This window comes from Streptomyces torulosus (assembly GCF_001419765.1).
Classification (GTDB): domain Bacteria; phylum Actinomycetota; class Actinomycetes; order Streptomycetales; family Streptomycetaceae; genus Streptomyces; species Streptomyces torulosus.
On record NZ_LIRK01000570.1, the window covers coordinates 1 to 3,240 of the forward strand.

A 3,240-nucleotide genomic window follows, 5' to 3' on the forward strand; every position below is an offset into this window, starting at 1 on the left:
GGGCGTGGGGGCGTACGACGTGCGGGGCAGCCAGTGGGTGAGACGGCGGCCCACCAGTTCCACCGCCGTCGACGTCAGCCAGCCGAGCACACCGATCGTGGCCATGCCGACGAAGACGCCCGGATAGTTGACGATCGTGTAGTCCTGCCAGGTGCGGTAGCCGACGCCGTACTGGCCGGAGATCATCTCGGCGGAGATCACACAGATCCACGAGACGCCGATCCCGACCGACAGACCGCCGAAGATGCCGGGCAGCGCGCCCGGCAGCACGACCGACGCGAGCACCCGCCACCGGCCGCCGCCCATCGTGCGGACCGCCTCCTCCCACACCGGGGTGAGCGCCCGTACGGCGTGCCGGGTGGAGACCAGGACCGGGAAGAACGCGGCGGTGAAGGTGATGAAGACGATGCCCTGCTCGTTCGACGGGAAGAGCAGGATCGCGACCGGGACCAGGGCGATCGCCGGGATGGGGCGGATCACCTCCAGGACGGGCCCGAGCAGGTCCTCGGCGAGACGCGAGCGGGCGATCAGGACGCCCACGGCCACACCGAGGACCGCGGCCAGGAGGAAGCCGGTCACGATACGCGTGAGGCTGTCGGCCAGGTCCGTCCAGTAGTCGGGGCCCGACACCCGGTCCGCGAACGCGTGCGCCACGTCCGTGACCGTGGGGAACTGCGAGAACCGCAGCCACAGGTCGACGTCCAGGCTCGTCAGCGACTGCCAGAGGGCGAGCGCAGCGAGGAGGGCGACGGCGCGGAGGGCGTAGCGGGCGGCGGGGCGGGGGCGGCGTCGCGCGGGGCGCGACCCGGGTCCCGTGGGTGCTCGGTCAGCGGTCACGACGCCTGCTCCAGGGCGGCCGCGTACGTGAGGACACGGGCTCCGGGATGGGCGGTGACGTGCCCCTTCGCCGTGGCCGGGGCGATGAACGGGAGGAGCCGGCCGCCGTCGGCCACCCAGACCGCCTTGTCGGCGAACCACTGGGTGCCGGTCGTCGCGTCCGGCACGTACGCGGCGCGGATGTCGTCCTTGTGCCCGGCGACGTAGGCGAGCAGCTCGGCCGGGGTCTTGAACGTCCTGGTCTCCTCGGCGTCCTTGGGCCAGACCTCGCTCGTTGCCGGCGCCGGCGTCGCGGCCAGACGCTTCGCGTACGACGTGCCGAGCGCCTTGCGCACGTACCGGTCGTCGACGAAGGCGTCCACATCCACGTCGCCCGTCAGCTTCGCCGCCTTCAGGATCGGGACGTCCTTCTTCAGGGCGGCGATCAGCGCCGGCTTCAGCGCCGGGTCGAACGTGGCGATGCCGTGCGCGCCGTTGTAGAGGTAGACGACCTCCGCGGGCAGCCCCGTCGCCTCGGCGACCTTCTCGGAGGCGTCCACCGGATGGGCGTTGAGGTAGTCCGTCGCCCTGGCCTGCGCCTTGAGGAACGCCTCCAGCACGGCGGGCCGCCGCTTCGCGAAGTCCTCGCGGGCCGTCACGCCGTGGAAGGTCGGCAGGTTCAGCTGCGCGCCGTCGTACAGGGCCTTCGCCTTGCCCTGGTAGGCCAGCAGGCCGGGCCAGGCGACGAACTGGGAGAGCGCGTCCGTGCTGCCCGCGGAGAGGGCGGACGCGCCGACCGCCGGCTGCTGGTTGAGCTTCTCGATGTCCTCGTTCGCGTCGAGGCCGGCGTCCCGCAGGGCCCGAACGAGGGTGCCGTCGGCGGCCGAGCCGACGCTCGTGGAGACCTTCTTGCCCTTCAGGTCCTCGAGGGTGCTCAGCTTCGAGCCGGGAGCCGTGACGATCGTGTTGAGGCCGCCACGCAGGTTGTAGCCGGTCGCCGCGACCAGCCGGGTGGGCCGGTTGAGCTGCTTGCCCCGGGCCGCGTTGATGAGGAGCGGGAAGTCGCCCATCGAACCGATGTCGATCTTCCCGGCGGTCATCTGGGCGGTGATGGGGGCGCCGGTGGCGTAGTCCTGCCAGTCGACCTTGTAAGTGTGGCCGTCGTGCAGGGCGTTGAGCTGCTTCTCGAAGTAGCCGAGGGAGCGCAGCAGGGTGCCGGCGGTGACGGTGTTGATGGTCTTGGACTGGTAGCCGACGGTGACGGTGACCGTGGAGCCGTCACCGCCGGCCGCCGCGCTGCCGCCGCACGCCGTCAGCGGCAGGAGCAGGACGGCGGTGGCGACGGCGGCGATCGCCGTGGTGAAGGGGGTGCGGTTGGGGTTCATGGGAGTCGTGGCCTCTCACCGGAGCGTTCAGCGGAGCAAATAGGGCATGTTGACCGTGACGGCGCCGGTGGGACAGCGGGCCGCGCACGGGCCGCAGTACCAGCACTCGTCGACGTGCATGTACGCCTTGCCGTTGCTCTCGTCGATCGCGAGGGAGTCCAGCGGGCACATGTCCACGCAGAGGGTGCAGCCGTCGATGCACTTCGACTCGTCGATGGTCACGGGCACGTCGGCCCGCTGGGGCACCAAAGGCATGGCTGTCTCCAGGGAGGGGCGGAACAGGGGTTCGCGGAACAGGGGGTGGCGGAAACGGGATTCGGCGGAACGGGGCTACGGGGTCACCGGGAGCGGTGCAGCAGGCCGCTCATCGCGATGCGGTCGCCGCGAAAGCGGATGAACTCCAGGTCGACGGGGTGGCCGTCGGCGAGGTGGGTGAGCCGTTCCAGCATCAGGACGGCCGAGCCGCGCGGGGCTTCGAGCACGGCGGCGGAGTGGGTGTCCGCGTTCACCGCCTCCAGGGTGATCTCGGCGTGCCCCAGGGGCCGGCCGGTGATCGCCTCCAGCAGGCGGAAGACGTCCGTGTTCTCCAGGTCGGCGCCGAGCAGCGCCGTGCCGAGGTCGAGGGTGCCGAGGGTGAGCGGGATGTAGGTGAGGTCGAGGGAGAGGGGGAGGCCGTTGAGGCGGCGCAGGCGTTCGATGTAGAGGACGTCGGTGCCGGGTGGGAGATGCAGCCGGTCGGCCACGGGGGCGGGGGCCGGGGCGGGGCCCATCGTGCGGACCTCGTTGGTGACCGTGCCGTGTTCGCGGAGCGTCTCCGCGAGGCCCATCAGGCGGTCGAGGCCGTGGGGGTACTTCCGGGCGACGACGACCGTGCCGACGCCGGGCAGGCGGTCGACGAGACCCTCGGCGCGGAGGAGGTCCAGGGCCTCGCGGACGGTGTTGCGGGTCGCGCGGTAGTCGGTGGCGAGGACGGACTCGTGGGGGAGGGTGGCGGAGCCGAAGCCGCCGGTGAGGATCTGGCGGCGGAGGAGGTCGGCGA

The 3,240-nt window shown here is 71.8% G+C and carries 4 protein-coding genes; all 4 read right to left on the minus strand.

Annotation, left to right across the window (positions count from 1 at the left end):
* Positions 1 to 837: ABC transporter permease (locus AOK23_RS33650; protein WP_055716328.1), on the minus strand; the 837-nt coding region annotated here is incomplete at its 3' end.
* Entirely contained in the window at positions 834 to 2,201 is a 1,368-nt protein-coding gene (locus AOK23_RS33655; RefSeq protein ID WP_055716329.1) for an ABC transporter substrate-binding protein, read from the minus strand. The genes AOK23_RS33655 and AOK23_RS33650, both read right to left, overlap by 4 nt.
* 27 nt (positions 2,202 to 2,228) lie before the next feature.
* Positions 2,229 to 2,456, minus strand: a complete 228-nt coding sequence (locus tag AOK23_RS33660; RefSeq protein WP_030790138.1) for a 4Fe-4S dicluster domain-containing protein — start codon at positions 2,454 to 2,456, stop codon at positions 2,229 to 2,231.
* A gap of 83 nt (positions 2,457 to 2,539) precedes the next feature.
* The coding region (locus tag AOK23_RS33665) for a GntR family transcriptional regulator (RefSeq protein WP_055716330.1) at positions 2,540 to 3,240 on the minus strand (701 nt) is incomplete at its 5' end.

Coding starts and splice junctions, on each gene's coding strand:
- AOK23_RS33660 (WP_030790138.1), bottom strand. CDS start 2,456: ATGCCTTTGGTGCCCCAGCGGGCCGACGTGCCCGTGACCATCGACGAG.
- AOK23_RS33655 (WP_055716329.1), bottom strand. CDS start 2,201: ATGAACCCCAACCGCACCCCCTTCACCACGGCGATCGCCGCCGTCGCC.